We start from the raw sequence: 25,288 nt of genomic DNA on the forward strand, positions 1-25,288 counted from the left end.
CCACCACCTTGATGTCGGGATGCGGATAGCGCGTGTAGACCTCCGCTCCCGGCGTCGCCGGATTGATCTCGACATTGGCGTCGGGATAGAGCGTGGTGGCGAAGGAGGAGGTCTTCTTCGCTCGCGCTCCATCCGGACCATAGGCGAGCGTCACCGTGTTGGAAGCGAGCGTGACCGTCTTCAGCCGGTTGGCCTCGTCCCAGGCAAGCGTGCGGCTGCCATCGGAGGTGAGATTGCCATTGGCATCATAGGCCATCGCATTGGCGCCGACCGAGGTTGGTGCGTGCGGACGAGCAGCACTTGCCGCGGGATAGACATAGGTACCAGCCACACGGCTGCGCGAGATCATATTGTCGTTGGCGGCGTAGACGAAGGTTTCGTCCAGCATGTTATTGCCGAGATTGTCGGACGACGTCAGCCGGTCGGCATTGTCATAGCCATAGGTCCAACTGTCGGAAGCGGTCAGCCCCGTCGTGCCGGTGATGCGGCCGAGGTTGTCTCTCGCATATTGATCGTCGAGCAGGATTGTTGCGCCCTTGGCCGTGGTGACACGTGTCAGCCAGCGCCGGGTGGGCGAATAGGTGAAGGCCGTCTTCACACCGTTGGCATAGTTGATCTCCTTGGTCTGGCCATCGGCCTCGTAGAGCGTCGAGGTGATGAAGCCGGGGGCGGAGAGCAGCATGTTGCCAGCGGTGTATTGCAGTGGGGCAGCAGTCGTGCCGAAGTCGAGCTGCACCGGCAGGTATTGTGTGGCAATCGCCTGGCCCGAGGCATCGCGGACGCTGGTCGTGGTGTGGGTTAGCGTGCCGATGGTTGCGTCCTGACGGGCGACCTTGGCGAAGCCGTCATATTTGTAGCTCTGCGTGGCGGCCGGATTGGTCGAGGTCGTCAACTGGCCGATGTTGTAATAGCCGGCGGCGGCCTGATCATAGGTGTTTTGGGTCAGCGTCACCGGGCTGCCGCCCGAGGCGGTCGCCGTCTTCAGCGTCAGCCGGTCTATCTGGTCGTAGCTGAGATTGGTGACGGTACCCCTGGCATCGGTCTGGCTGACCAGCCGGTTGGCGGCATCGTAGACATAGGACCAGGTGCCGAGATCGGGATCGGAGGCCGTCAGCCGGTTGCCGAGCATATCGTAGGTATAGGTCCAGTTCGAGCCGCCGGGATCGGTCACCCCGATCAGCCGGCCGAGCTGGTCGTAGCCGCGGTTCTCCGTCAGGCTGAGACCGCCCTGGTCGCGCATGATGCCGGCGATGTCGCCTCGAGTCGTCGACCATGTTTTGGTCTGATGGCCGAGTTCATCCGTCAGGATTACTGCGTAAAGTCGTGGGTTGGGTGTGCCGATTGTGTCGGTGAGGAAGTGTATGTAGGTCCGCTGGCTGGCATCCGGGTTGACCGTCTTCACCAGTCGATCCGACCAGTCATAGGAATTGGTGGTCCACTGCGCTGCGTCGCCGACGAATCTCGGGAAGGCCGTGCGCAGGACATTCCCGCGAAGGTCGTAGTCGGTGTCGGCAATGCGTCTTGCACCGGCCGCCGTCTCTCCGGGCGTCTCGACGCGATAGACCCGCCCAAGCCCGTCATAATAGGAGCGGACAAAGTCCTCGCCGGCGCCATTGGGCAGCGGCGTGTATTTGACCAGCGCCTGCGTCGCCGGATTGCCCTCGTTCTCGAAGGCGGGTCTTGGCATAGGCGCCGGTCACGCTCTGCGAGGCGTGGTAAGGCCGGCAGAAGGCATCGTAGGTGAAGGTTTTTACGAGACCATTGAAGTCGGTCTTGGTCGCCGGCAGGCCGCAGACTGCATTGTAGGTGGCCGTCGAGACAATACGCGTGTCGGCCGTCTGTCCGCCGGTGGCAAAATAGCGCGGGCTGCGCTGCGTTACCGGGTAGAGGTGATAGGTGGCGTCATAGTCCCACTCGGTTTTGTGGCCGAGACCGTTGGTGGCCGAGATCCTGTTGCCAAAACTGTCATAGGCAAAATACTGGAAAGTCGTTTTCTGCGGGGTCGAATAGATGTCGTTATAGCTCACCCGCAAGGTCAGGTTACCCTTGGTAGGCGGCGTCGTGTTGTCGGCATGGTTGTTGTCGTAGTAGTTAGAAATCCAGCCTATGTATGGTAGCGTTCCGTCGAAGTCTGGCTGCGTTGTCTCGGCACGCGGCAACGACACGATGTAGGCTGACGTGTTAGGTGCGAAGTAGTGCACCGTCCGTATCTCGTCGCCAGTGATATCTGTGCGGCCGTGGTCGTCCTGGATGAAGATGTTGTTATAGGCATCGAAGATGCGCTGCACCTTGAGGCTGCGCACGACACTGCCCTCGGTGACCGTCGTATCGGTCGCCGTGTTCTGCACCCAATACGGCTTGCTCGCCGTGTTGACCGCATAGGTCTCGGCCACCTGCTTGTGCACGGTGCCGGCGCCGTCCTTCCACACCGTCAGCGAGGGCAGGCCATAGCTCGCCAGGTCCTGCCGGTAGGTGGTCTCGATCTTGGATGGTGCTGTCTCGCCATTGGCCCACGGCTTGGTCTCGACGATCGAGGCAAAGCCCAAAAACTTGCGTGCCGCCGGATCGTACTTGCCGCCTGCATAGGTATAGGTGCTCACCCCCGTCTGGCCGCGGCCGTCGCCGACCGAAAGTTTTGTCACCGCATGCACCACCTGCGGCAAGAAGTTGTTCGCCCAGGTCGACGACGGCGCATACTCGACCGCGACCGTGCCGCCGAGTTCCGTCACCACGTTGCGCAGCAGGTTTGGATTGCCAGTCCCGGCGTTCGAGATGAACATACTGCTGTAGTTGGTCAGGTCCGGCAGCCCGTCGCCGTTGAAGTCGCCGACAACAGTGCCTGCGGTCATAGCTGCCGGCAGCGTGAACTGAACCGGCATCATCGATGTCGACGATGGCCGGAGCGAGAAAATCCGAAGTGTGCCAGTCCGGTTTGGCTGCGAGGTTATCGTGCCGCCGACGGTGATGACGTCCACACGGCCATCATTGTCGAAGTCTCGAAGGACCGCGGATGTGCCTGACATCGAAGTTATGGAATAGTTCTTGAAGCCTGCCCCCGTCGACAGCCACAAGCCGGTGCTAATATTTATGCCGTTGTAGCGGAATATGTCGCTCGCACCGTCGCCATTGACGTCTGCGAGAACGCAGCTTCCCGTGTCCGTATATTGTGTTGAGGGGCACGCGATGGAGAATGACGGACCGCTGGCCTGCCAAGTGCCGTTCGATAGCGTTCCCTTCCTTACCGTTCCGCCGCTACCCCACACCAGCGGCTGCTGGCGGCCGTTGCCAAGGAAATCGCCAACCCCGATGCCACCGCCAACGTTGAGCGTGTCGATGCCGTCGCCGTCGGCATCAGCGACGACAGCGCCAGACGAACCGGCCGGTATTGCTGCGCATACTGCTTCGTAGCCGGATGACGACGCACAGCCAACCTTTGTCATCGACAATTGTGGTGTCGTCTGAACAGTCGATCTTGTTGTCGTATATGTAATTCTGCCGGTAGCGCCGTCTACAGTGCCCTTGGTTGCAGAAATCGCAAAATCTATTGTGCTCTTACCCGCGATAAATCGGCCCGGCTGCGAGAAGTACGTTGGAGAATTGTCAGATCCGTCGACCGGCTGGGAAATTGTTTCAAGTTGCACAGATAAAGTTTCTGATCGCGCTCCGCTTGAGTTGAACTTGTGTATTCGCTTCGTTCGCGTCCATATATTGGTTGGACTACCATTGTGGCCGCCGCTGTCTTGGGATTTGGCTACGTTGTCAGCGAAGACCTCGTCTCGGCCATCAAAGTCCAAATCGGCGACTTCTCCTGCTCCCCCGAAGGCCGGCGACACCGTCCCATACACCCCATCGGTATTCTGATAAGTCATCTGACCGATGACCTTCGCAGTGCCGCCGGTGATGGTGCCGTCGGCGGCGATGGTGGCATCGGTGCCGTAGCGGGTGACCTGGGTGAGCCGCGAGGTGTTGGAGAACGGCGCCTGGTCGTAGGTTAGCTTGCAGGCGCCGCGAAAGCGCCGCTGACCTTGACCGAGATCGCCTTGATACGCTGGCTGGTCTCGGAGATGTCGCGGCCATTGCCCATCAGGATCAGGTCAGGCCTGGTCTCGTAGTAGAATTTTACGATCGTGCCATTGTAGCTGACGGCATCGGGGTAGCAGACCGGGCTTGCCGCTGCGCATTAGCTTGTCGCCGGCGGGACAAAACGCCGAGGCACGCATGATCGTCATGGTCTCGACTACGGCAATCTTCGCGCAGTAGTAGACCCACTGCTCCTCCGCCACCCGGCGAGGGATTTCGTAGGTACCTGCGGAGTGTTGAAGGCGGCTTTGAAGCGCTCGATATCATCGGAACATTCGCGCCGGATGGGCCGGAAAAGTGCAGCGGCTTCCCGTAGACCGATATGATCCCGAGGACTTGCGGCGGGTGTTGGGCGTTGGCGGAGATCCGAGACCAAGCTCCGATACTCTCTCAGTCGCTGGAACAAACTCTTTCCCTTGCTGCGGCGATCGAACCCGATTGCTTTGCTATTCTGACGTCTGGATAGGCGAGACGTAGATTGCGCACCAGCGCTGACGTCAAGACAACGTCACCAATGTACGTTGTCTGAATAATAAGAATGACTCGATGGACGGCCGGTCCTTCGTGGCAACCGCCAGTCCCGATCCGCCCCTGACATTTCCGGAGAGGCGGACAGCGCGACGGTTCGCCACCTCGGCTGAAGTGCAGCGAGCCATCGGCTTCAATTCCGACGTGCTGGTTGTCTGGCAGCAGGTCACTGGTGACGTTAACGCCTGAGGCCGCCATCGCGCCGCAAAGCTGACGCCCGGCGGCGAAATTCGCCTCCCCACTTTCGGTGTAGACGCCGGCGACACCGCCATAAGGTCTACCGCCCGTCGCGGCTGACCCTTGCGCTAGCTTGGGTTCTCCAAGCGCCTCGCTTTTCGCCACTCCTCGTACTCTCCGCGGGCGTCGTCATGCAGCGGATAATAGCGTTGCAACGACCCGCCTTCCATGAGCTTCACTCGCGAGAATTCCTCCCAATCGTGATGCTTCTGTGACTCTTCGATTACCTTCGGGGCCATTGCGACGGGAAGCACCACCACCCCGTCGTCGTCGGCGATGATGATGTCGCCGGGGATCACCGTGACACCACCGCAGGCAATCGGAACGTTGACGGCATTGGGATAGATGCTGGTCTGCACATGGTAGTTGGGCGTCCAGCCGCGCAGCCATAGGGGCAGATCGAGCTTTTCGACATTGGGCCGGTCGCGCATACATCCATCGATGACGATACCCGCGCCGCCTCTGCCCTTGAAATACGTCGACATCATATCGCCGAAGACGCCCGAGCTCATATCACCGCGCGCGTCGACCACGACCACATCGCCCTCATGTGCGTGATAGAGCACGTGCCGGTGCAGTTGTGTCTCCGGATCGGCATATTCTCCCTCGTTGAAGAGGTCGGGCCGCTGCGGCAGGAACTGCAGCGTCAGCGCCGGCCCGACGATCGACTTCCCGTGGTTCTGCGCCACAGGACCGACCATGTGCGGATTGCGGAAGCCCATGTGGCCAAGCGTGCCGGAAACCGTCGCGGCGCCGATCTCCCTTAGCGCGTCGATCAAGCCTTTAGGCGGTCGCGTGATGTCGGAAGCGTGTGTCATCGTGGACTCCGGTTGAAAAGGAACTACCAGTTCGTCACAGATCCGTCGCGGCGCTTGAGGTGAGGCGCTTCCCAGAAACGGAAACTCTCCGCTTGGATCGCCTCCTCGTTGATCTCGACGCCCAGCCCCGGCAGATCGCTGACCACATAGTCGGGGCCGTCCAGCCGTGGTTGCACGGGGAAGAACTCGGAATTGTCGAAGCCCAGCTTTCTTTCCGGCACCCTGGTCTCGAGCCACGCAAAGTTCGCTACAGCGGCGGCGAGATGCACGGTGGCGGCCGTGCACACTGGACCAAGGGGATTGTGCGGCATCATGTCCACATAGTGCGCCTCGCTCCAGCCAGCGACTTTCATCGCCTCAGTGAGCCCACCGACATTGCAAACATCGATCCGGTTGAACTGGTGGATGCCGCGCTCGATATAGGGCAGAAACTGCCACTTGCTGGCAAATTCCTCGCCGATGGCAAAGGGGATGTCGGTCATCGTTCGCAGGGACTCGTAGGCCTCCGGTGTCTCGTCGCGTATCGGCTCCTCGAGGAAATCGAGCACGCCGCGGCCAAGCTTGTTGCAGAAGCTCGCCGTCTCGGCCACCGACAGCCGATGATGATAGTCGATGCCGAGGACCACTTCGTCACCCAGCGCCTCGCGTGCTTTGTTTAGCATCCTCGCGGTAGCGCCGATCGACTCGCGCGGCTCGAAGATGTCCTTGCTGCTTTGGCCAAACGGGAAGAAGCGGATCGCCTGCCACCCCTGCGCGCGCAGTTCCCGGGCTCGTTCGATGGCAGCGTCGCCCTCGGCCTCGTCTCCGGTCGAGGCGAAGGTGGGGATGCGGTCGCGCTGCTTGCCGCCTAGCAGCTCGTAGACCGGCACCCCCAACGCCTTGCCCTTGATGTCGTGAAGGGCGATGTCGATGGCGGAAATCGCGGCCTGCAGAACGCGCCCGCCTTCGAAGTATTGGCTGCGATAAACCTCTTGCCAGATCCGGCCGATCTGCATCGGGTCGCGGCCGATGAGAAACTCACGATAGTGCTCAAGCGCGCTGGCCACTGCCTTCTCGCGACCGCTCAAGCCGCTCTCGCCCCAACCGAAGATGCCCTGATCGGTCTCGATCTTGACGAGCATCTGGTTGCGAGTCCCCACCCAGGCTGGATAGGGCTTGATTGCCGTGATCTTCAGCTTCGTCGTCATTTACGCTCGTTCCACACGCATCCGCCCCGTCTCAGTTGGCCTCGAGGGCCATTTCCGTTTCGCCGTCGAACAGGTGGACGCGTTCCTGGTCGAACTCGAGCCAGATCTGCTCATCGGGTGTGACGGCGATGTTGGGCGACACGCTGATGTTGACGATGGCACCGGAGAGAAACGCCTGCACGAAGGTGATGTCTCCGGTTGGTTCCACCGTATAGGCCTTGGCCGGAATGGCGCCGGGAACGGCGTTCTTGTGCAGCTTGATCGTCGAATGTCGCGCACCGAGGACAACCTTCCTGGAGGTCGCTCCCTGGACCTTGCGCGCGTTGGGTTGCGACAGTGCGAGGCTCCAGCCTTCCGCGCTCGTCAGAACGGTGTCCCCGTTGGCCGTCGATGCCTGTAATGGGACAAGGCTCATCGCCGGGCTGCCTACGAAGCTCGCGACGAACATGTTGGCGGGACGTGCGAAAACTTGCGCCGGCGAATCGTATTGCTGCAGGTAGCCGCCGTTCATCACAGCCATCCTGTCTGCCATGGTCACGGCCTCGAGCTGGTCGTGCGTCACATAGACGATCGTCGCCTTGAGATCCTGGTGGAACCGCTTGATTTCGGATCGCATCTGCACGCGCAGCTTTGCGTCGAGATTGGAGAGCGGTTCGTCCATCAGAAACACCGCCGGATCTCGAACGAGGGCGCGGCCCAGGGCCACGCGCTGCTGTTGCCCACCTGAAAGTTCGCGCGGCTTGCGTTCGAGCAACTGCGTCATGTCGAGCACTCGCGCCGCTTCCCTGACCTTCTTGTCGATCTCCTGCTTGGACAGCTTGCGCATCTGCAGCGGGAAGGCGAGGTTCATATAGACCGACTTTTGCGGATAGAGCGCGTAGTTCTGGAACACCATTGCGATGTCCCTGTCCTTCGGGTCGAGGTCGTTGACCACGCGGTCGCCGATGACGATGTCGCCTGACGTGATCGGGATCAGCCCCGCGACGAGATTGAGCGTGGTTGTCTTGCCGCAACCGGAAGGACCGACGAGCGCAACGAACTCGCCATCATTGACCGTCAGCGAAACGTCATTGACAGCTTTGAAGCTGCCATAGGTCTTGACGAGATCTTTGAGGACCACGTGGGCCATCGGCAACTCCCTAGTGCTTGACCGCGCCTTCTGTAAGGGCGCGTACGAAGTATCGTTGCAGGACGAGGAACAGCACCACGACGGGCACGCTCATCATGAAGCTGGCCGCCATCAGGCCTGGAAAGTCCGTCGTGTTTTCCGAGAAGAAGCGTTGGATGCCGACCGGCAAGGTCAGCTGCTCGTTCTTGGAGAGGAAGGTGTAGGCATAGATGTACTCGTTCCACGCGCCGATGAAGGAATAGATCGCTGTGGCGATGATTCCTGGTGCCGAGAGCGGCATCACGATCAGGATGAAGGCCTGGAACCGCGTCGCTCCATCGATGCGCGCCGCCTGCTCGAGCTGCACCGGGATGTTGTCGTAGAAGCCCTTGAGGAGCCAGATTGCCAGCGGCAGGCCGAATGTGAGGTAGGTGAGAATGAGCGAGCCATGCGTGTTCACCAGCCCGATCGCGCGCATCAGGATGAAGAGCGGCACGAGGAAGATCACCGCCGGGAACATATTGCGAAGCAAGACGGCGAAGAACAGGAAGTTCCGGCCCGGGAAGGTGAAACGCGAAAATGCGTAGGCCGCGGGAACCGCCACGATCACCGAAAGGATAGTCGTGGCAGTGGAGACGTAAAGGCTGTTCCAGAAGAAGCGGAGGAAGTCCTGGCCGACACTGTTCTGTGGATCGAGCAGCTTCTGGTAGCTGGCAAGTGTAGGCTCCTCCGGCCACCATTGCGGCGGGAATTGCATCGCGGCGAAGCCGGACTTGATCGAGGTGATCAGCATCCAGATCATCGGCAATGCGGTGTAAAGCAGCATGAACACGAGGAAGATGCGCCCGCCCCACCGCCATCCGTCGACGCGCATGCGGCGACGGGTCTGGCCTCGATGGGCTGTCTCGGCAATCGTGCTCATGCGCTGCCATCCTTCCGGTCGTTGCCGCTTAGCGCGCGGACGTAGAAGTAGCCGAGCGTCATCAGGATGAGGAACAGCAGCACCGAATAAGCCGATGCCACTCCCCAGCGCTGCCGGCCGAAGGCGAGCTCATAGATGTGGGTGATCCAGATATGCGATGCGTTCGACGGGCCGCCGCCGGTCATGATCCAGGGGATGATGAAGGAATTGAAGTTGGCCACCGCCAGCAGCAGGATCGTCACCGTAGAGACGTTTCTCAGGTGTGGGAAGGTGACGTGCCAGAAGCGCTGCCATGCATTGGCTCCGTCGACCTTTGCGGCGCGCAACAACTGGTCGGGGACTGTCTGAAGACCGGCCATCATCATGATCATGGCGAATGGAAACTCGCGCCAGATATTGACGACGATCAGGGAGGGCAGCACCGTGCTGACGCTGTCGATGAAATTCGGCGGCCGGTCGGCCAATCCGAGGCCGACCAGCACCGCGCCGATTATGCCAAAGTCCGAATGGTAGATCCACTTCCAGATATAGGATGCGGCGACCGCGCTGATGACCCAGGGAATGATCAGGATAGCGCGCAGCACACCCCGACCGACAAAGTCGCGATGGAGCGCCAGCGCGCAGCCAAACCCCAGGACAAATGCGATGAAGGTGGATGCCAGTGTCCAGATAAGGGTGTTGGAGGTGACCTTCCAGAACACCGGACTTGTGAGGATGGAGGTGTAGTTGCCGACGCCGACGAAGATCTTGTCCCGGAGCTGCAGGCCAGGCGGCGTGTTGAAGAACGACAGCTCGATCGTGTAGTAGATCGGATAGGCGATGACGATGAGCATGACGGCAATCGCAGGAAGCACGTACGCGTAGTCAGCGCGATGCTCCCAAATCTTCCGCAGCAGGGGTCGCAATCTTTCGCGAGCCCCGGTCTTGCCGGTCACGATCGTCACTTTGGCGGGCCTTTGTTTTTCGGAACGAACCGGCTGCGCTCTCGGCGCAACCGGTAAGATCGCGGGTCAGGCTTCGGCTAGAGTCCGCCGCCCATCAGGTCTTTCACCTTCTTGGCCGCGTCGTCCGCCGCCTGATCGACGGTCATCGCTCCGGTCAGGGCATTTTGCAGCATGTCCGGAACGATGATGTTCATGATCTCGGGAGACTGCGGCAGCGCCGGGAACGGGATGCCGTATGGCAGCATCGAGGTCGTGACATCGAGGAACTTGATGCTGTCCAGACGTTCTTTCATCCATTTGGTCTTGAAGCCGTTAAGGTTGCCGGGGTTCGAGCCGGCGTAGGCCATCTTCAGCGACCATTCAGGGCTCGTCCACATGCAGATGATGGCCTTTGCAGCCGGCTCGTCTACCTTGCCGCCCTCGACATATTCTGGCTTCAGGATGTGAATATTCGAGCCGCCGAACACGACTGCGCGCTTGCCGTCGGGGCCGGTCGGAATTAGGCCGTAGCGCATGTTGTCGATGACGGTCTGCGCCTTGTCCTTGTCGGTGCCGGTCGCCTTCTTCTGCAGGTCGAGCATGACATTGTAGTCGGACGGGTGCGAGATCATCATGCCGAGCTGGCCGGCGAGGAACAGCGGCTGGTTGTCGGCCTGTTGGTTAGTGAGTGCCGAAACCGGAACCGACTTGTCGCGGACATACATATCGTAAGAGGCTTGCAGCGCGGCCTTGCTCTGCGGGCTGGCGAGCTCGATCTGCTTATAGGTCGGGTTCGCCGTGGCTTCGTCGAAGACGCCGCCGCCATAGGCCCACAACTGAGGCATGAAGCGGTACGGGGTATTGCCGGCATTCTTGCGAGCCACGAGGCCGTAACCGGCAACGCCGAGCTTGTCGTGGATCTGCTTGGAGTACTTCACGACGTCGTCCCAGGTTGCCGGAGCCTTGTCCGGATCGAGACCTGCGCGCTTGAAGATATCGGCATTCCAGATGAACGCCATCGTTTCATTGTTGGTTGGAATGCCGTAGGTCACCCCGTCCCAAGTCACGGCTTTCATGGCGCCGGGCCAAAAGTCCTCGGTCGAATATCCCACGTCCTCGGGCTTGAGCGGCTCCAGATAGCCCTTTGAGGCGAACTCGGTGCCACCCAGGATTTGCAGGCGTACCGCCATCGGCGCGGCATTGCCAAGGAGCGCCGTGCGGAACTTGTCAAGAAGGTCGTTATAGGTGAGGGCTTGTTCCTCGAGCTGGATGTTCGGATAGGTCTTGCGGAAGGTCTCGAAGAAATCCTTGTAGTACTGGCGCAGGAGGTCGGGGTCGCCCTCGAACACGCCCTGATACCAGAAAGTCAGTCGCCCCTTGTAGTCGAGCGGGGTGACCTTGGCGCAATCGGCCGCCGTATCAAAATCCTGTGTGCCTGCAATGGAGCGCACATATTCCGGCGACCACTTGCTCAAGTCGACCGGCGCCGCACCCAGCGCCGATGCCGACATCAAAGATGCCATTAAAGCAGCGGAGACAGTGCCGCGCAGGACGGCACCGCCGAGTGTAATCCTCGTCATAGGTATCCTCCAGGTTTTCTCTCCCATGCCGCTCTGCATCGAGGCGAGCGGTCTTTGCTCGTCGGCTGCGAGACAGCTATTCAATGTATCCCTTCGAGCACTTTGTACGTTTTCAGATCGCAGATTGTCTGTCAACGCGATAAATCGTACATTGTTTATGGAAACCGTGCGTGATATCGAACAAAATGTGTATTGATCGAGGGGAGCCGGGCTTGGCCGAAACAAGCGATTTTAAAGCAGAGCCACCCGAGGGGATTGACCCTCTCGGGGCCTCAAGCGAGGGCGCCTCGCTTTATCAACTGATCAGGGAAGACATCATCGAGGGGCGGCTCGCCGCCAACGAACGGCTTGTGGTAACCGATCTCGCCCGGCGTCACGGCACCTCGACCAACCCCGTGCGCGAAGCTCTGCAGCTGTTGCGCGGCGAGGGCTTTGTCACCTTCGTTCCCAACCGAGGCGCGCGCGTTCGACCTATAGACCAGGATTTTGTCCGGGATATCTACGAGATCGGAGTCCTGATCGAGCCGGCCCTGACGCGATGGTTCGTGAATATGGCGACCGTCGAGGACATTGCCGAACTCGAACGTATCCAGGCCCTGATTGAAGAGAACAACTTTGCCGACACGTTCAGGCACAGTGAGCTGGATACCGCTTTTCACACCGTGATGTACCAGAGGCACTATAACCGCCATGCGGCCGAGCTTTGGTGGAAGCATCGCGAAGTGCTGCGAGCCGTGAGCCGGCGTTTCAATTTCACGCTCGCCCGGCGTGCCGCGATCCTTCGCGAACACCGCGAGCTCATCGCGCATGTAAAAGCGGGAAATGCCGACGAGGCAGCCGAACTCATTGGGCGCCATGTCGAGGGCTCCGGTCGGCATGTCCTCGAGCACATGCGCGCGCGTAACGCCGCTCGGGCGGGGTAGAATATTCGGTCCGGAACACTGCTATTCGGGGTCATTCCAGATAAAGGTAGTTGAGAGATGAAAATCACGAGCATTCGGCCGTGGCTGATCAAATCCGATGCTTCTTATTGGGGAGAGTACCTGTTTGTCGAAGTGACGACCGATGAGGGGGTGAGTGGCTGGGGAGAGATCACAACCACTACCAGGCTCGCCAACCGCGCTCTCTGCACGATCCTTCGGCAGATCGGCCTCGCCGTGACCGGCGAGGATCCAGCGCGGATCGAGCATCTGTGGCACAAGATTTTCCGCAGCTTCACCTATATGGGCAGCCGCGGCGGCGCCGTCGAATGCGTGAGCGCCATCGATATCGCCCTCTGGGACATCCGGGGCAAAGTCCTTGGCACGCCGATTTACGAGCTGCTCGGCGGACCGGTACGCGATGAAATCGCGCTCTACACCCATCCCAACCAAGCCAAATTTACCAGCAAGGAGGCTGTGGTCCGCGAAATTCGCGATATCGTCGAATCCGGGCACAAGGCGCTGAAGTTCGACCCGTTCCCGCACCAGGGCCGCAGCCCCGATGGGCAGTCACGCGAACAGCGGGATGGCTACCTCGATGGCAGCATGACGCGCAAGGACGAGCGCAAGGCGGCCGAACTCACGGCGCTGATCCGCGAAACGGCGGGGTCTGACGTCGACATTCTCATCGATGCGCATGGCCGCTTCGACGTTCCCACCGCCATTCGCCTCTGTCGGAGCCTTGAGGAAGCCGGCCAGATAGACTGGTTCGAAGAACCCTGTCCGCCCGAGAGCCTCAACGCCCTCAGGCAGGTGCGTGAAAAAGTCAGTGCCGCCATCTCGTGGGGCGAGCGCGGCCACACGAAATGGGATTTCGTGCCGGTCCTTGAGAACCGGCTCGCCGACTACATCATGCCGGACGTCACCTGGACCGGCGGCATTACCGAGCTCAAGAAGATATCCGCCCTTTGCGAAGCCTACTACATCCCGGTCTCGCCGCATGATGCTGCGGGGCCGATCAACGTGGTTGCGGGAGCGCAGGTGATGATGACCGTTCCCAACTTCTACAAACTCGAAACGTCGGAGTGGAACCTGGGCAAATACGATCATCTCATCGACAGACCGCTCGACGTTTCGAACGGTAGCCTCAAGCTGACGTCAAAACCCGGTCTCGGTGTCGAGATGAACCGCGATTACCTGCAGGCCCATAAGATTGAGCTGAGTTAGCAACGGTCCATGCCGGCCGGCGTTTGGGGCGACAAAGCCTCCCGACCAGAACGAGGACAAATCATGCCAAAGACGGACGGAGCCGCCGACGAGCCCCTCAATCGGGTGAACACTAATTCCAAGCCGTCCGACCTTCGCATCACCGACATGCGGGTGGCCGAGATCGTCGGCGCGCCGTTCACCTCAGCACTGCTCAAGATCCACACCAATCAGGGCATCGTTGGGCTTGGCGAGGTGCGTGACGGCGCCAGCGCCACCTACGCATTGATGCTGAAAAGCCGGCTGCTTGGCGAGAACCCTTGCGACATCGACCGCCTGTTTCGCCGCATCAAGCAATTCGGCGGGCACGGCCGGCAAGGCGGCGGCGTCTCGGCGGTCGAAATCGCGCTGTGGGATCTCGCAGGTAAGGCCTATGGCGTCCCGATCTACCAGATGCTCGGCGGCAAGTTTCGCGACAAGGTGCGCATCTATTGCGATACCGACGCCGAGAAACCGAGCGGCACCGAAACCGGAAAGCGCCTCAAGGAGCGCATGAACCGCGGTTTCACCTTCCTCAAGATGGACCTGGGCTTGATGCAGATCGCCCATGTCCCGGGCGCCGTGGCCGCGTCCGCCGGCGCGCTCGAAGGGTTTCACGCCAATCCACGCGGCCGTGGCGGCGCGCTTGAGGAGCGCAAGGCGCGCAATCTCGCCTACGATGCGCAGAACGTGCAGCACCCGTTCACGGGCCTGCATTTCACCGAAAAGGGGATCGACCTGCTCGAGCAGTATATCCACGAGGTTCGCGAGGTGATCGGATACGAGATCCCGCTCGCCATCGACCATGTCGGCCACATCTCGCTGCAGGACGGCATACGCCTGTCGCGTCGTATCGAGAAATACGTTCCGGCCTGGCTGGAGGACGTGATCCCCTGGCAATACACCGAGCAGTACCGGCAACTGCAGCAGGCGACCACGGTGCCGATCTGCACCGGCGAGGACATCTACCTCAAGGAGGCGTTCGAACCCCTGCTCAAGAGCGGCGGTCTCTCTGTCATCCACCCGGACCTGCTCACCAGCGGGGGCATTCTCGAGACGAAGAAGATCGGCGACTTGGCGCAGGATCACGGCGTCGCGATGGCCATCCATATGGCCGAAAGTCCAATCGCCGCAATGGCCGCCGCACATGTTGCAACCGCGACCGAAAACTTCATTGCGCTCGAATATCATTCCGCCGATGTCGACTGGTGGGACGATATCGTCACCGGCCTTCCCAAGCCACTCGTCAAGGATGGCTTCATTACTGTTCCGGACAAGCCGGGCCTGGGGATCGACGATGTCGTCGATGAGGTGATCTCGCAGCATCTGCAGCCGGGTGTCACCGGAATCTGGCAGCCCACGGATCACTGGGACAACGAGCATTCCTGGGATCGCACCTGGAGCTGAGGCGAAGAGACCCGAACATGAAGATCACCGACCTTCGCTGTGCCGTTATCGGCAAGCACCCCATCGTTCGCATCGTCACTGATGAGGGCCTCTATGGCCTTGGCGAAGTTGAGTTCACCAAAAGCTATCTCAAGCCCTTTGTGCTGCATTTCCGCGAGGCTCTGATCGGCGAGGATCCGACCGACGTCGAGCGGGTGATGCTGAAGATCCGCCAACGCGGCTCTTTCAAGCCCTATGGCGCCGCGGTCAGCGCGATCGAACATGCGCTATGGGACATTGCCGGCAAGGCCGCGGGCATGCCGGCCTACAAGCTGCTCGGCGGCAAGGTGCGGGACAAGGTGCGTGTCTACAACGGCTCGATCCGCCAGAAGCGCACGGGTGACCGGCCGGAGGACTATGCCGCTGATGTCAAATGGATGATGGAGCAGCCGCAGAACTTCTTCATGGTCAAGCAAGGTATCTCCTTTCACTCCAACATGAAGGACACCATCGAGGGCTTCCATTACGGCGTGGCGCAGAAGAAGGCCGGCTATCACGGTGCCATGGATCAAGGCGTGATCAGTGAGCGCGGTTTCAACCACATGCTCGACTGCGTGATCGCCATGAAGGAAGTGCTGGGCGACAAGGTCAGCCTGGCGCTCGACTGCGGCCCGGGCTGGATGTTGCCGGATGCGATCAAATTCGCTCGCGCGGTCGAGAGGTACAATTTGATGTGGCTCGAGGACATGCTGACCGGCGACTATGTGCCGTGGGTCAATCCGCAGGCCTATCGGGAACTGACCACCTCCACCTCGACGCCAATCCATACCGGTGAGCAGATCTACCTGCGGCACAATTTCAAGGAACTGATCGAGACGCAGGCGGTGCGCGTCATCGGCCCCGATCCGGCCGATGTCGGCGGCATTGCCGAGCTCAAATGGGTGGCCGAGCACGCCTATATGCACTCGATCCTGATGGCGCCGCACGGCACCGCGAACGGCCTCCTGGGTCTCGGCGCGCTGATCAACGTGTGCGCCACCTTGCCCGCCAACTACATCGCCTTCGAATACCCGAGCGCTTCCGACCCCTGGTGGGAGGACCTCGTAATTGGCCTGCCGTCGCAGATCGTGAAGGACAGCATGGTGGACCTGCTGGAAGCGCCGGGGTTGGGCCTCGATATCGACGGCGAAGCAGCCAGAAAATATCTCAAGGAAGAGGATAGGGGCTTCTTCGACTGAACTATTCTTCTTTCGCCACCTGCGCCACTCGGACCGCTTCACGGAATTTGGTATCCAGAATGAGCGCTTCGGGTCGAGCGTGTGTGAAAACGCGACGCGTCAGGCAAGGCGTAGAACGTTGTTTCCAGGATTGCCGCCGCTAGGCCCTACCCGGAACGTGCTAGTTCTTGGCAGGGATTGACCTGACGCCGATCACGCTGCGACGATTGTGGTTTCTCAGGGGCGGCGTACACTCATGAAATGCCCGACGATAGCGATGCGACCACCTCTTCTGACCGCCCTGAAAGGAAGTTGGCGGCGATCCTAGCGGCTGATGTCGCAGGCTATAGTGGCTTGATGGAGCGCGACGAGGAGGGTACTCACGAGCGGCTGCGGGTGCTGTTGCGAAATGTCGTCAGGCCAGCGGTGGAGACGCATCGCGGGCGCATCGTAAAAACGGCCGGCGACGGGCTCATCGCTGAGTTCTCCAGCGCCATAGAAGCGGTGCGGTGCGCGGTCGAACTGCAACAGGCAATGACGGAGCGAAACGCGGCCATTCCTGAAGATCGCCGGCTGACGTTTCGGATGGGCATAAATCTCGGCGACATCATGAGCGAGGACGACGATATCTTCGGCGATGGAGTCAATATCGCGGCCCGGCTGGAGGCTTTGGCCGACGCCGGCGGAATACTTATCTCTCATACCGTTTATGAGCATGTCGATCGCAAGTTGCCAGTCCGCTTCGACGATCAGGGGGAGCGCGTTCTCAAGCACATCGCTCGCCCGATCCGGGTCTATCGTGTCTGCTGGGAGGCCGTTCCAGCGGGCCCGGCGCTCCAGCCCGCGTCGGGCCAGCCCGGACTGCCGGACGAAGCTTCGATCGCGGTGCTGCCTTTCACGAATATGAGCAGCGATCCGGAGCAGGGGTTTTTCGGCGATGGTCTAGCGGAAGACTTGATCACTGATCTTTCCAAGGTCCCTGGCCTTCTGGTGATCGCTCGCAATTCGAGCTTTGCGTATACGGGCCGGTCGGCTGACATCCGCGCGATCGCCAGGGAGCTTGGCGTTCGCTATGTCATCGAAGGTAGCGTCCGGCGGGCGTCAGCGCGGGTGCGGATCAATGCCCAGCTCATCGACGCGACCAATGGCAGCCATCTCTGGGCTGACCGTTTCGACCGCGACCTGGCGGATATCTTCACCCTGCAAGACGAGGTCGTGGCGAAGATCGTGAGCGCTCTCGCAAATGTCCTGCCGTCTGCCCGGCCCATCGCCAGACAACGGACAACAAACCTCGACGCCTACGATCTTTTCGTGCGCGGACGCGTGCTGGCGATGCAATCGCCCGAAGGAAACCGGGTGGCTCGCCCGCTCCTCGAGAAAGCAATAAAACTCGATCCGGATTTCGCTGAAGCATATGCCTGGCTCGCGATGACGCACCATTTCGGCTGGTTGTATTGGGGAGAAGCCGTTGACCCACATCGCGCGCAGGCGCGTGCCACTGCCGAACGCGCGGTCTTGCTCGACCCACAAAATGCCGACGCACATTGGATTCTCGGATATGTGCGGGCCTACGACGGTGACTTGGATGGAGGAGTGGCAGGGTTCCAGGTGGCTCTTCGAATCAACCCCAACCATGCCGACGTCTGGGCGCTGCTCACCGACCTGATGGTATTCGAAGGACGCGCTGTCGAGGGAATAGATTGTGCCCGGAAAGCCTTTCGTCTGAATCCGTATCCGCCCGGATTCTACTATTGGGTGCTTGGTTGGGCTCAATATGCGGCAGATCGGTATGAAGACGCCATCGAAACGCTTCGGCAAGATGCCGCACGGGGGACTGGCTCACGGCGACTGTTGGCCGCGAGCCTGGCGCAGCTTGGCCGCATTGAGGAGGCCCAGAAGGAAGCCCGTCTGTACCTTGCCGCGATCCCGAATTTCTCGGTGGATTACTGGGCAAGCGGACAACCGTTCCGCAACGACGCGGACCTGCAGCATTTCATTGACGGCTACGTCAAAGCGGGTCTGCCAAAGTGAAGGTCGAGTTGGTTGCGGTAAAACAAACCGCACCTTGGCAAGGCGACTCTTGAGATAGCATCAGCAGGATTTCCATTGGCCGCTTCTGGCGCACATGCGCCATCCTGACGCGTCGCGTTTTCACACAGGCTCGGCTGATCCCGGACCTTCGCACCGAGGTCTCACATGTCCGCTTGCGTGCTGGGTACCCTAGCAGCGGACGGTCGGCTATCGGCCCCTTAGCTGCCAGGCAGCATTGCGCCTCATTCGTGACGTTGAGGATGCCTTTGCCACTGCCTGAAAGCTGACGTTAGCGGCGACCACGCTGGAGGTCGCGGTTGCGCCAATTTCCGACATTGGCACTCAGTCGCTGACCGACCATTCCAGAAGTTCCGGTGAGAGCGCACTGTGGCGCAAGGTGGCCCCATTGCCCATGATCCTAATGCTTCAAGGGCCTAGCGACCGATCGGTATGGCGCACGGACAGCCGTCACTCCTCCGGCAAGCCCGCGAACCGCATGTGTTCGATCCAGCGGCCGAGGCTTCCGGGGGCGGTCCATATCTTCTCCCACTCCCTGCGTTCTTTACTGATGGATTGGCCGGGAGAGTCTTTGAGGAAAACCGCAAGCGCTTCCCTTGCCTCCCGCTGGTTTCCCAGACAAGCGTGGATCCCCGCAAGCATTCGGTGTGCGCCGCTCGGGATTCTGGACATTTTCCGCATCGCCGCCAGCGAGGCCCCGCAATCGTTCTTTTCCCAGAGCGCCCAGCCCATCTGCCAGTGGAAGTTGTCAAGGTGGAAAGGATCGATGCCCTTGGCCTGCTCGATCCGATCGATCGCTTCGTCGGTGCGGCCGATATACAGCAGCGGGTCCGTACTGCCGACGAGGATGTTTGGATTGCTGGGATTCAGCGCAATTGCCTGATCGAACCGTGCAAGGGCCTGCTCGATCTCTCCAGCTTCGGTATGGATGCGGGCGCGGACATGATGCGCGTCGGCGTCGTCCGGAGCGAGCAGGATTGCCTTGTCGGCGTACTCGGCGGCGCGCTTCAACGCATCGTCCCGGTTATGTTCCTGCTCGTGCCACCCGAATGTCGCATCATTGCGATAGGACCAGGCCAGCCCGATATAGCCGAACTGGGCGTTTGGATCCGCTTCGATCGCCTTGAGGCTCAGTTGCCGCACCAGTTGGTTCCCCGCGGCAGTGAAATTACTGCGCATCTCGGCAATCCCCATCAGGTAATAGTGGAGCGCGCTGACCTGGGCAGCAGTGCTCTTTGGCAGGGGGCGCTGGATCCTGCGCCCGACACGATCCGCAAGCGTGCGGATGATTTCCTCCTGGACGACGAAAAGATCGCCGATGTCGCGGTTGTAGGTGTTAGCCCACAGATGCGATCCGTCATGCGCATTCAGCAGTTGGGCCGTCACTTTCAGCCGGTCTCCCACCTTCTGCTGGCTGCCCTCAAGCAGGTAGTCGACGCCGAGTTCATCTCCGATCTGCCTGGCGTCGGTGGGCTTGTCGCGGTACCTGAAACTCGAGTTCCGGGCGATGACGGCGTAAGTCTTGCTCCGCGAAAGCTCGGTGATGATCCCCTCGGCGACGGCGTCGCTGAGATATCCCTGATCCGCGCCGGCACTCATGTCATCGAAGGGAAGGACCGCAATCCTCGGCATGTCGCTCACTGTCGCCGTCGGCCAGAACCGCCAGGTCGCCCCGGCTAAAACGAGAAGAAGGGCGAGCACCGCTGCTCCTGCCCAAACCCAGCGCGGTTGCGATGGTATTACCGGCAGGCGTCTGGCTTGTCCTTCTGTGATGACGCGGAAGGCTTGCACCGGTTCGACAATGTTCTTCACCTTCTGCTCGCCCATCGGCTCAAAGCCGAAGGCCAGCTTCTTCTCGACTTCCCTGGCGACCTTTCCCGAGACACAGATGCCGCCTGGGTCTGCCAGCTGCTGGAGCCTGGCCGCGACATTGACGCCCTCGCCATACCGGTCCTCGCCCTCGACGATCACCTCGCCGAGATTGATCCCGATCCTCACCTGGATCCGCTGATCCTCGGGAACGGCGGCGTTCCGTTCCGCTAGCCCGCGCTGCAGCGAGACCGAGCACTCCACGGCGTCCACGACGCTGCCAAATTCGGCGAGCATCCCGTCGCCCATAAGCTTGAAGATTTGGCCGTGGTGGCGAGCAATTTCGGGCTCAAACAGTTCCTTGCGTCCGGCACGAAGCTGTTCGAACGTGCCGGCCTCGTCGCGTTCCATCAGGGCGGAATAGCCCACGACATCGGCAGCGAGGATTGCTGAGAGCTTGCGGTCCATCGGTAATTGGTCCTGTCCCCCCAAAATCATAGAACGGGTCGCGTGAAAATGAAATGTCAGGGGGCGATGCGCGAATAGCGACGATCTCGCTCAGCCACTCCGTAAATCGGCACGGCGGACGCGGGCGGAATTACAATGCGCAGCGACCAGGTAGTGAGTCTAGAAATGACCGCTTCGCTTTTTAAGGCATACATCCATTCGCGGCTCGCAAAGGTCAGCAATGGGTCATCCGCGGGCATGCGCGCGGGTTGCCTCAACGTTCGCTTAGACTATTTTGCACCTTAAGGCTGCCGGTCTGCTCTCGGTCCAATTTTGGTCATTTGCCAACATTCATTGGGAGGCAGTTCCTGGACTAGCGGACATTGCAGCTCGGTATGGTACGATGAGGCGGTAGGTACTAATTTCGGTTCCGAAAGGGTGTTTCCCGCAATCACAAACTGCGAGATGTCGACCTTTTCGAAGGTCGCTGCGGCTTTGCCGAGGCGGGATTTTGCTTCCGCAAGGTTGTCATCGCTGTAGTCCGCAACGATGACCTGAGCCCGCCGGCGACCGTTGAGCTGATACTTTTCGAAATACATGGGTTCCTCCTAGTTTTGTGCGTTGTCTGCGGCATCCAGGGCCAGTTCGGCAGCGCCGATGATTCCGGAATTGTCTGCCAGCGCCGCCGGCACGATCTCGACATCGCGGAATAACACCATCGCGTCGTTGCGGATAACGTCGTGCATGTCTTCGGCCAGAAGATCGAACGCGTGCGACACGCCACCGCCCATGATCACCCGCTCGGGACTGTAGAGGTGGATCAGGCTCGTGAACCCCTGGCCCAGAAACTTCGCCTCTTCCCTGATGAGCTCGAGGCATTGGGGATCGCCGGCCCGGCGCCCATGACCACATGGCGCGCGTCGACGGCTTCGCTGCGGGCGACTTCCGCCAGATACCCCGACGCCGATTGTGCAGCGGCCGCCTTAGCTCGCTTGCCGAGCGCCGTACCGGCCGCGAAGGCCTCGAAGCAAGCCGTGGCCCCACACGAGCAGACCGGGCCGTCCGGCGCCATGCGAAAATGCCCGACATGGGCGGCCATTCCGCGGCGACCGTGCAGAAGATGGCCGTCGACGATGGCGCCTCCGCCGATGCCGGTGCTGACCGCTACTTAGACGAGATGACGCAGACCCTGGCCGGCGCCGTGACGCCATTCCCCGTAAGCGGCGGCGATGCCGTCGTTCTCGAGTGCGACAGGCTTGGAGAAGCGCTGGGCGAGCGTGTCCCTGAGCGGACGGAAGGGCACTGCCAGTCCATAGATATTGACAGGCCGTATGACACGCGCAGAAAGTCGAAAAATGTGCATCGAAGCGCTTGCGCAAGCGCTTCGATTGGATTAATTCAATCTCCGTGACGAATTTGGTGATGCAGAACCGCACTGCCGTATTCGCCTTCGGAGGATCAGCAACAGCCCTGCCGGCACACGTCGCGCGCGCGCTCTTCGTGGCGGCCTGATGCTGCCTGTGAATTGTCAAACCGAACGGGAGGAACCGATGAACTTCAAGCAGAACGGACTGTCTCGCCGCACCTTCGTGAAAGCTTCGGCGGCTCTTGGCGCCACGGCCGTGGCGGCTGCGTCAGGGGTCAAGATGGCGCGGGCCGCGCCCGCCGAACTCCGGTATTTCTACCGGGCGCCGTGGCCGTCGTCCGAGGTCTACGCCAACTGGCTGATCGACGAATGGAACAAGAAGAACGGCGACCGCGTCCATGTTACCGGCGCCAGCGTCGACGGCGAGACCTACAAGACCAAGCAGACCATCGAACTGTCTTCGAGCAATCCGCCGGACCTTTTCTATTCCTGGGAAGGCGGACGCGGCAAGGAGATCGTCGACAACGGTTTTTCCGCCGATCTGACGCCCTATTACGAAAAATATGGCTGGGACAAGAAACTGAACCCGGCCGGCGTCACGCTGTCCGTCTACAACGGCAAGAAGCATTTCGTGCCGACGGAGATGTGCGCCTCGGTGGTCTGGTACCGCAAGGACGTCTACGAGAAGCTCGGGCTCAAGGTTCCAACCACCTGGGACGAACTCATGGCCAATGCCCAGAAGGGCAAGGAAGCCGGCCTTGCCGCCTTCATGCTGGCCAACCAGAAGAAGTGGCCCTCGCAATTCATGTGGTCGGCGATCCTGGTCAACAAGCATGGGCTGGACGTCTATGACGGGCTGATCAACGGCACCATTCCGTGGACCGACCCGCGCGCCGTCGATGTCACCGCCATGATGCAGAAACTGGCCCAGGACGGGATGTTCGAGCCGTCGTTCAACTCGATCGATCTCGGGCCTGCCATGGTGCCGTGGACGCAGGGCCACGGCCTGCACTGGTATCAGGGCTCGTTCAATCTCGGCCGCTTCCGCGGCGACCAGCCGCAATGCTGCGTCGTGCCGATGGACTTCTTCCCGATGCCGGCCTTCCCGGGCAAGAAGCCGGTGATGTCGGTGTTCGCCGAGGACACGATCATGATCCATGCGAACAGCCCGAACAAGGATGCCGCGGCGGAGTTCCTGGACTGGATGGTGTCCGACGCAGCGATGAGCAAGAAGCTCGAGATCGACAAGCCTTTCCCGTCGAACGTCAATTCCGACCTGTCGCGGCTGAGCGAGATGGAACAGCGGCTCGGCAAGGCGATGGCGGAGTCCGGCTCCTTCACCTTCATGCATGTCGACCACGCCACGCCGCCGGCGATCTCGGACAAGTTCCTCGACGGCGTCCAGGGTGTGCTGGCCGGCGCCATGTCACCTGAAGACGCCATGAAGCTGACCGAGGACGAAGCGGCGCGCGTCAAGAAGTCCTAGGCGATGACCGAGCGGGAGAAGTGCTGCGCGCTTCTCCCGCATCCTCCCCGGCGGCGGCGCTTCAGTGCGCCGCCGCAACGGCAGGAGCCCGCGTGCCGACGAAAACGCGACGCCGACGCTACCCGTCCATTTCCGAAATCAAATCGAAAGGCGCAACCATGGCCAGCAGCGCAAGCCGCTTCGATGACGGCACCTTCGTCGGCTTCGCCCGCCGGCATGTGTTCGTGACCGTGTTCGGCGTCGCCGTGCCGTTGCTGGTGTTCGCCTGTTTCATCGGCTACCCGATCGTCTACACGATCTACCTCAGCTTCTTCGAATGGAACGGCATGGCGCCGCAGAAGAAATTCGTCGGCTTCGCCAACTACGCCTACCTCCTCCACGACAAGTATTTCTACATAGCGCTGGTCAACAACGCCAAATGGCTGATCGTGTCGCTGGTGTTTCCAGTCTCGCTCGGTTTCCTGATCGCCTATGTGATGAAGGCGCGGCTGGTGTTTGCCCCGTCGCTGCTGCGCACGATCGTCTTCTTTCCGGTGACCATGTCGCTGATCGCGGTCGGGCTGATGTTCCTGCTCATCCTCAATCCGGTGTTCGGCGCCTTCGACACCTTGCTGCGGTCGGTCGGGCTCGGCTTCCTGGTGCATGAATGGTTCGGCGACTACCGCATCGCACTTTACACGCTGGCGGTCATTTCGGGCTGGGCCTTCACCGGCATGCCGATGATCTTCTACTTCGCCGGCCTTGGCGATGTTCCGAAGGAAACCTTCGACGCCGCGCGCATCGAGGGTGCCGGACACTGGCGCATGATCCGCAGCGTCGCCCTGCCCCAGTTGCGCCCCGTCACCGCGATCATCGTCATGCTGACGCTGTTTGAATCGCTGCGCGCCTTCGACCTGATCGCGGTGCTGACCAAGGGCGCGCCTTTCGGCATGACCAACGTGCTCGGCTATCTCGTCTACATGGAGAGCTTCTGGAACTCCCGCTTCGGTTACGGCGCCGCACTCAGCGTCGTCATCCTGGTGATTGCCGGCTCGCTTGCGGCCGTGCTGCTCGGCAAGGTTCTGAAGGGTGCCTTCGATGTCTGACGCGACCCTGAACGCCAGCGCCATGCGCCGCGGCAGCTTCGCCTCGGTCCTGCCCAAACTCGCCGCGACCATGCTCATGCTGGTGCTGGCGGCGGTATGGCTCGGACCGCTGCTCCTGATCGTGATGACGTCGATCAAGTCGAACGCCGAGTTCCTGGCCGGGCCCTTCGCCTTGCCCAGGTCGCCGACCATCCAGCCGTATATCGACGTCTGGTTCGGCCTCGGCTTCGGCACGCTCTTGAAGAACAGCCTGATCTATGCCACGGCCGGGTCCGCGCTGGCCGTAACGCTGGCGCTGGTTCCGGCCTTTGCGCTCAGCCGCATGAACGTGCCCGGCCGCAAATGGATCTTCGGCCTGCTGCTGACCGGCCTCATGCTGCCGCAGCAGACGGTGCTGATCCCGCTCTACGACACTTTGCGCACCTTCCATCTGCTGGACACCAAGATCGGCCTAATCATCGTTCACGGCGTCTATGGAATGCCGCTGCAGGTACTGATCCTGCGCGGCTTCATGACGACGATCCCGCCGGAAATCGAGAAGGCCGCCTATGTCGAGGGCGCGACCGACTTCCAGGTTTTCTGGAAGGTGATCCTGCCGCTGTCAATTCCCGGCATTCTCGTCGGCTACACGCTGAACTTCATCGCCATCTGGAAGGAGTTCGTGTTCGGGCTGGTGTTCCTCAACAGCGAGGAGAATTTCCCGGTGACGGTCGGCATGCTGAAGCTGAACAGCGACCGCTACCTTGCGGTCTTCAACCTGCCGGCGGCGGGGCTCGTCATCTCGCAATTGCCGATCGTCATCCTGTTCATCCTGACCTACCGGCAGATCTCGGGCGGCAATCTCTCCGGCGCCGTGAAGGGCTGATTTCGATGACTGTGCAACAAGGACTTTGTA

General features: G+C 60.8%; 20 protein-coding genes. 8 read left to right on the forward strand and 12 right to left on the reverse strand.

Features of this window, described 5'->3' with window-relative positions:
- The 8 genes from AC04SI_RS14990 to AC04SI_RS15025 form a co-directional block, all read right to left on the reverse strand.
- On the reverse strand, window positions 1-1,687 hold a 1,687-nt coding region (locus tag AC04SI_RS14990), incomplete at its 3' end, for a hypothetical protein (RefSeq protein WP_488474412.1).
- Window positions 1,578-3,869: a toxin TcdB middle/N-terminal domain-containing protein gene (locus AC04SI_RS14995; protein WP_488474413.1), complete on the reverse strand. Its 2,292-nt coding sequence runs from the start codon at window positions 3,867-3,869 to the stop codon at window positions 1,578-1,580. The genes AC04SI_RS14995 and AC04SI_RS14990, both read right to left, overlap by 110 nt.
- Window positions 3,870-4,913: 1,044 nt before the next feature.
- Entirely contained in the window at window positions 4,914-5,663 is a 750-nt protein-coding gene (locus AC04SI_RS15000; RefSeq protein WP_404279044.1) for a ribonuclease activity regulator RraA, read from the reverse strand.
- A 23-nt stretch (window positions 5,664-5,686) separates the two neighbouring features.
- On the reverse strand, window positions 5,687-6,850 hold the full coding sequence (locus AC04SI_RS15005) for a mandelate racemase/muconate lactonizing enzyme family protein (RefSeq protein ID WP_488474414.1): 1,164 nt from the start codon (window positions 6,848-6,850) through the stop codon (window positions 5,687-5,689).
- Between the two features lie 31 nt (window positions 6,851-6,881).
- Window positions 6,882-7,979, reverse strand: coding sequence for an ABC transporter ATP-binding protein (locus AC04SI_RS15010; protein ID WP_404279039.1), 1,098 nt, complete (start codon window positions 7,977-7,979; stop codon window positions 6,882-6,884).
- Window positions 7,980-7,989: 10 nt separating this feature from the next.
- The gene (locus AC04SI_RS15015) at window positions 7,990-8,880 is read right to left on the reverse strand and encodes a carbohydrate ABC transporter permease (protein ID WP_404279037.1); all 891 of its coding nucleotides are present in this window, start codon (window positions 8,878-8,880) and stop codon (window positions 7,990-7,992) included.
- Complete coding sequence (locus AC04SI_RS15020; protein WP_404279035.1) at window positions 8,877-9,824, reverse strand: carbohydrate ABC transporter permease; 948 nt, start codon at window positions 9,822-9,824, stop codon at window positions 8,877-8,879. The genes AC04SI_RS15015 and AC04SI_RS15020 overlap by 4 nt, the downstream gene beginning before the upstream one ends.
- 77 nt (window positions 9,825-9,901) lie before the next feature.
- The gene (locus AC04SI_RS15025; protein ID WP_404279067.1) at window positions 9,902-11,383 is read right to left on the reverse strand and encodes an ABC transporter substrate-binding protein; all 1,482 of its coding nucleotides are present in this window, start codon (window positions 11,381-11,383) and stop codon (window positions 9,902-9,904) included.
- 212 nt (window positions 11,384-11,595) lie between these two features.
- On the opposite strand from AC04SI_RS15025, the gene AC04SI_RS15030 reads away from it, so the two are divergent.
- The 5 genes from AC04SI_RS15030 (at window position 11,596) to AC04SI_RS15050 (ending at window position 18,182) form a co-directional block, all read left to right on the forward strand.
- Window positions 11,596-12,306, forward strand: coding sequence for a GntR family transcriptional regulator (locus AC04SI_RS15030; protein WP_404279033.1), 711 nt, complete (start codon window positions 11,596-11,598; stop codon window positions 12,304-12,306).
- Window positions 12,307-12,363: 57 nt separating this feature from the next.
- Complete coding sequence (locus AC04SI_RS15035) at window positions 12,364-13,530, forward strand: mandelate racemase/muconate lactonizing enzyme family protein (protein WP_488474415.1); 1,167 nt, start codon at window positions 12,364-12,366, stop codon at window positions 13,528-13,530.
- Window positions 13,531-13,593: 63 nt separating this feature from the next.
- Complete coding sequence (locus AC04SI_RS15040; protein WP_404279029.1) at window positions 13,594-14,955, forward strand: mandelate racemase/muconate lactonizing enzyme family protein; 1,362 nt, start codon at window positions 13,594-13,596, stop codon at window positions 14,953-14,955.
- A gap of 17 nt (window positions 14,956-14,972) precedes the next feature.
- Window positions 14,973-16,172, forward strand: coding sequence for a mandelate racemase/muconate lactonizing enzyme family protein (locus AC04SI_RS15045; protein ID WP_488474416.1), 1,200 nt, complete (start codon window positions 14,973-14,975; stop codon window positions 16,170-16,172).
- Between the two features lie 240 nt (window positions 16,173-16,412).
- A complete protein-coding gene (locus AC04SI_RS15050; RefSeq protein ID WP_404279025.1) occupies window positions 16,413-18,182 on the forward strand; it encodes an adenylate/guanylate cyclase domain-containing protein in 1,770 nt (589 codons plus the stop codon).
- 468 nt (window positions 18,183-18,650) lie between these two features.
- Here AC04SI_RS15050 and AC04SI_RS15055 read toward each other — a convergent pair whose 3' ends face one another.
- The 4 genes from AC04SI_RS15055 to AC04SI_RS15070 all read right to left on the reverse strand — a co-directional run bounded on the left by AC04SI_RS15055 (window position 18,651) and on the right by AC04SI_RS15070 (window position 21,606).
- Window positions 18,651-20,477 carry an adenylate/guanylate cyclase domain-containing protein gene (locus AC04SI_RS15055; RefSeq protein ID WP_488474417.1) on the reverse strand — a complete coding sequence of 609 codons (1,827 nt, stop codon included), beginning with the start codon at window positions 20,475-20,477 and terminating at the stop codon, window positions 18,651-18,653.
- A gap of 281 nt (window positions 20,478-20,758) precedes the next feature.
- Window positions 20,759-21,055, reverse strand: coding sequence for a hypothetical protein (locus AC04SI_RS15060; RefSeq protein ID WP_404279021.1), 297 nt, complete (start codon window positions 21,053-21,055; stop codon window positions 20,759-20,761).
- A gap of 9 nt (window positions 21,056-21,064) precedes the next feature.
- Window positions 21,065-21,322 carry an ROK family protein gene (locus AC04SI_RS15065; protein WP_488474471.1) on the reverse strand — a complete coding sequence of 86 codons (258 nt, stop codon included), beginning with the start codon at window positions 21,320-21,322 and terminating at the stop codon, window positions 21,065-21,067.
- Window positions 21,277-21,606, reverse strand: coding sequence for an ROK family protein (locus AC04SI_RS15070; protein ID WP_488474472.1), 330 nt, complete (start codon window positions 21,604-21,606; stop codon window positions 21,277-21,279). Before AC04SI_RS15070 ends, AC04SI_RS15065 begins: the two co-directional genes overlap by 46 nt.
- A gap of 400 nt (window positions 21,607-22,006) precedes the next feature.
- Between AC04SI_RS15070 and AC04SI_RS15075 the strand changes: the two genes are divergently transcribed.
- The 3 genes from AC04SI_RS15075 to AC04SI_RS15085 all read left to right on the forward strand — a co-directional run bounded on the left by AC04SI_RS15075 (window position 22,007) and on the right by AC04SI_RS15085 (window position 25,258).
- On the forward strand, window positions 22,007-23,308 hold the full coding sequence (locus AC04SI_RS15075; protein ID WP_404279019.1) for an ABC transporter substrate-binding protein: 1,302 nt from the start codon (window positions 22,007-22,009) through the stop codon (window positions 23,306-23,308).
- 158 nt (window positions 23,309-23,466) lie between these two features.
- Window positions 23,467-24,393, forward strand: a complete 927-nt coding sequence (locus AC04SI_RS15080) for a carbohydrate ABC transporter permease (RefSeq protein ID WP_404279017.1) — start codon at window positions 23,467-23,469, stop codon at window positions 24,391-24,393.
- Complete coding sequence (locus AC04SI_RS15085) at window positions 24,386-25,258, forward strand: carbohydrate ABC transporter permease (protein ID WP_404279014.1); 873 nt, start codon at window positions 24,386-24,388, stop codon at window positions 25,256-25,258. Before AC04SI_RS15080 ends, AC04SI_RS15085 begins: the two co-directional genes overlap by 8 nt.
- Window positions 25,259-25,288 lie beyond the last annotated feature (30 nt).

Source organism: Mesorhizobium sp. CNPSo 4689 (assembly GCF_057784325.1).